This window comes from Sporichthya sp., assembly GCF_013815995.1.
Taxonomy (GTDB): Bacteria; Actinomycetota; Actinomycetes; order Sporichthyales; family Sporichthyaceae; genus Sporichthya.
In genome coordinates this window covers 1-3836 of the sequence record NZ_JACDFE010000318.1, presented here as the reverse complement: position 1 = coordinate 3836, position 3836 = coordinate 1, and the positions used below count along the sequence as shown (strand labels likewise).

At 68.9% G+C, this 3836-nt stretch carries 4 protein-coding genes, 1 tRNA gene and 1 pseudogene; 2 read left to right on the top strand and 4 right to left on the bottom strand.

Going from position 1 to position 3836, the window contains the following annotated elements; translation table 11 throughout:
• Positions 1-156: 156 nt before the first annotated feature.
• Complete coding sequence (locus H0X00_RS22445) at positions 157-342, top strand: DUF5703 family protein (protein WP_293774996.1); 186 nt, start codon at positions 157-159, stop codon at positions 340-342.
• A gap of 20 nt (positions 343-362) precedes the next feature.
• On the opposite strand, the gene H0X00_RS22440 is transcribed toward H0X00_RS22445, so the two are convergent.
• Entirely contained in the window at positions 363-1691 is a 1329-nt protein-coding gene (locus H0X00_RS22440) for a M20/M25/M40 family metallo-hydrolase (RefSeq protein ID WP_293774995.1), read from the bottom strand.
• Between the two features lie 106 nt (positions 1692-1797).
• Here H0X00_RS22440 and H0X00_RS22435 point away from each other — a divergent pair.
• Positions 1798-1881, top strand: a tRNA-Leu gene (locus tag H0X00_RS22435).
• Positions 1882-2115: 234 nt separating this feature from the next.
• Here H0X00_RS22435 and H0X00_RS24030 read toward each other — a convergent pair.
• The 3 genes and pseudogenes from H0X00_RS24030 to H0X00_RS22425 form a co-directional block, all read right to left on the bottom strand.
• The gene (locus tag H0X00_RS24030; RefSeq protein ID WP_367186735.1) at positions 2116-2409 is read right to left on the bottom strand and encodes a PIN domain-containing protein; all 294 of its coding nucleotides are present in this window, start codon (positions 2407-2409) and stop codon (positions 2116-2118) included.
• Positions 2325-2519, bottom strand: a pseudogene (locus H0X00_RS24025) (PIN domain-containing protein); the annotation flags it as partial. The pseudogene H0X00_RS24025 and the gene H0X00_RS24030, both read right to left, overlap by 85 nt.
• Before the next feature lie 256 nt (positions 2520-2775).
• A complete protein-coding gene (locus H0X00_RS22425) occupies positions 2776-3756 on the bottom strand; it encodes a hypothetical protein (protein ID WP_293774993.1) in 981 nt (326 codons plus the stop codon).
• Between the last annotated feature and the right edge of the window lie 80 nt (positions 3757-3836).

Below are 3836 nucleotides of genomic sequence, written 5' to 3'. Positions count from 1 at the left end.
TCTGCGACCGCGCAATCTTGTCCAGGGTCTCGCGCTGGACCCCCGTCATCGTCAATGCCGCTGCAGCGTGACTCACGGATCGAGAGTATCGAACTACTACCTAGTTATTTGCGAGACACACCACTAGCTGGGGCCGCTGCGTCACAATGTGCGCTGATGACCACGTACGAGTTCCGCACGCTGTACCTGCCGCGGGGCACCTCTCGATCAGCGGCGTTACGGATCCTCACGGACGAGGCCGAGTACGGGCACTGGGAGCTCGACTGGCTGCGCCTGTTCGCCGACGGCAGCCGCCGGGTCCGCCTGCGCCGCCGCGTCATCCGCGCCGTCCGCACCGCCTAGAACTCAGCAGGTGCGCAGGCTCAGCATGTCCTCAAGAAGCGGTCCAGCACGCGGACGCCGAACTCGAGGCCGTCGATCGGGACCCGCTCGTCGACGCCGTGGAACATGCCGGAGAAGTCCATGTCCGCCGGCAGCCGGAGCGGGGCGAAGCCGAAGCAGCGCATCCCGAGGTCGGAGAAGGATTTGGCGTCGGTGCCGCCGGAGAGCGTGTAGGGGATGGCCTTGGCCTCGGGGTCCTCGGCGAGCAGGGCGGCGACCATCGCGTCGACCAGGGCGCCGTCGAAGGTGGTCTCCAGCGCCTTGTCGTGGTGCAGCATCTCGATCTCGATGTTCTCCCCGACGACCTCCTGCACCTGCTCGAGGAACTCCTCCTCGTAGCCCGGCAGGAACCGCCCATCGACGATCGCGTGTGCCTCGCCGGGGATGACGTTGGTCTTGTAGCCGGCCGTCAGCATCGTCGGGTTGGCGGTGTTGCGCAGGGTGGCACCGATCATCCGCGCCATCGATCCGAGCTGGGCGACGGTGGCGTCCATGTCGTCCGGGTCGAGGGTGATCCCGAAGATGTCCGCGACCTCGTCGAGGAAGGCCTGCATGGTTTTCGTCATGCGAATCGGGAATTGGTGCGCCCCCAAACGGGCGACCGCCGCGCAGAGCGCGGTGACGGCATTGTCCTCGGCGATCATCGACCCGTGCCCGGCCCGGCCGTGCGCGGTCAAGCGCATCCAGGCCATGCCCTTCTGCGCGGTCTCGATCGCGTAGAGCCGCTTGCCGCCGACGGTGAGGGAGAACCCGCCGACCTCGCTGATCGCCTCGGTGCAGCCCTCGAACTTGTCGGCGTGGTTGTCGACCAGGTACCGGGCGCCGAAGGTGCCGCCGGCCTCCTCGTCGGCGACGAACGCCAGCACGATGTCCCGCGGGGGAACGGTGCCGTTTCGCATCCAGTCACGGATGACCGCGAGCACCATGGCGTCGGTGTCCTTCATGTCCACCGCGCCGCGGCCCCAGATGCAGCCGTCGCTGATCTCGCCGGCGAACGGGGGCAGCGTCCACTGGTCGGCGAAAGCTGGGACGACGTCGATGTGGCCGTGGATCAGGAGCGCGCCGCGGGAGCTGTCGGCGCCGGCGATCCGGGTGACGACGCTGGCCCGGCCGGGCTCGGACTCAATGATGTCGATGCTCAGCCCGACCTCGGAGAGCTTCTCCGCTACGTACTCCGCGGCCGCTCGTTCGCCCGGCCCCGAGCCGTCTCCGAAATTGACCGATTCGATCCGGATCAGGTCCTGGCAGAGGCCGACGACCTCGGCCTGCGCTGCGCTGGTGTCGGAGCTGGTGTCTGGGCTGGCGTTCATCCCCCCATCCTGCCCTCCGGCGGAGGCGCGCGCACTCGGCGCCCGGCCCGGCGGTGCTAAGGTTGCCCCGCTTCCGGCGCCGCGATCCGGCTCCCGGAGCGCATGCGCGCGGGTGGCGGAATTGGCAGACGCGCTAGCTTGAGGTGCTAGTGCCCTCCGGGGCATGGGGGTTCAAGTCCCCCCTCGCGCACGTATGGGATATGGCCCCTGACCTGTATGAATTGGTCGGGGGCTTTCTCGTGCAGGGTCGTTGGGGAACATATCGGGGAAACACCGCTGGACGGCCGCTGTCGACCTAGGGCCTTCGCGCGCACCCAGAGGTCCATGAGACCGAGCGGACGAGACCGCTGATGGCGGCCGTGGTGGAGCGCAAGCGACGCAAGGGCGTGGCGTTCGTGTTTCCGGACCTGTCCGTGACTGTCCATCAGCTGCTCTGGGTGCGTCGACGGACCGCCAGGTTGCGGGCCTCGGCCGAGGCAGCGAGGCGATCGTCGAAGGTGGCCACGGTGGCTCCGGTGGCTTCGGCCGAGAGCAGAACACAACAGTCCGGCATCCGCAGCCCGGTCTCGGCCCGCAATTGGGCCAGGCGAACCGCAGTATCCGGCGGGAAGGCCCCCTCACCTCCAGCTCGTCCAGAACCAGCTGCGCTGCTTCGAGCCGGCCGAGACGAGCGGGAACGACCAGGACCTCGGCCAAGGTCAACGGGTTGGCCCCGCACTCATCGTCGATGGCCTCCGCCAGCAGCACCTGGGCCACGGCGTGATGTGCGTCGTCCGCGTCGAGGTAGGCGATGAGCACGCCGGCGTCGAGAACGATCACGCCGGCCATTCCTCGCGGAGCTCACGCAAGTAGTCCGGGCCGTACGCGCCGGTGAGGATCCCGCTGTGCCGGCGGACAGTTGCCAGCCGCCGCTCGCGGCGTTCCTGGTGCACCGCACGGAGCCGCAGGTTAGTGTGTGCGCACCCCTGGAGCCGATCCCGCCACCGCGCGACCCCCGGTTAGGGTCCAGCCGACCTGGGTCAACGGCACCCGGGGGGTCCGCTTCGGCCGCCGGAGCAGACGCTGGCGTTGTTCTGACGAACCGTCAGCTGCCGAGCTCAGGTCCGCGACCGGTGTCGAGCGACGGGGACCGATGCCGGCCGGGCCGGGGTTCTGGGGCGTCAGGGCCGGTAACCGCGCGGACGAAGCGTTCGAAGCCGGGGACGGTGAATGCGAGCTGCCCGTGACCGACAGCCTCCACCAGGCCCTTGTCGATGAGGTCCGCCCGGGACTGGCTGAGCTGTGACGCCGACTTTCCCAGTTGAGCGCTGATGTCGGCCGTGCGCGCGAAGCCCTCGTCGCCGAGGCTCAGCGCGATGGCGGCGAGGAGGTCCTTCTCGGCCGGAGTGGCGCGGTTCCACCGGCCGCGGTACTGACCGTCCCAGAGCGCCCGTTCGGCGTCCTGGACGCCGGCATCGACCTGGTCGGGGGTGACCGTGGCGCCGGCCCGCGGCTCGGCCGCGCGCCAGGCCGCGTCAGCGTAGAGCTGCAGCAGATACGGCGAACCGCCACAGAGCATCACCACGGCCTCGGCACTGTCCTCGGCCCACCGGACCCCGAGCCGCTGCGCCGGTGTCAACAGGGCGGTCATCGCGGCCTGCGGGGTGAGGTTGTGCATGCGCCGGAAAGCGAAGCGCTCGGCGAAGGAACCCGCCTCCATCAGCCGCTCAGGAAGCGCGGGTAGTCCGGCGGCGACCGTCACCACCGGATGACCGGACACGGTCAGCTCCTGCAGCACATTGACCAGCACGCGCAGGTCCTCGACCGGCGCCTCCTGGAGTTCGTCGAAGGTAAGCATCAGCCCCGCCCGACCGGCTTCGGTCAGCTGCTCGGTCGCATCGATCACCAAGGCCCGGAGCATGTCCTGGGTGACGACCGTGCTCTCGGTCGCGGCTTGGGGCTGCCCGGTCACCTTGACAACCCCGGCAAGTGAGATCTCGATGTTGAACCCGGCCAGGCGGTCGGTGAACTTGTCCCAGCGTTCTGCATATCTGCTTGAGTGCAGTACGATTTCGGGTGTGAGCAAGGAACGGCCGCTAGGCGGAGTCGACTACCCGCGCACGTTGCAGGAGTTCCGGGACTGGTTCCCGAACGATGACGCCTGCG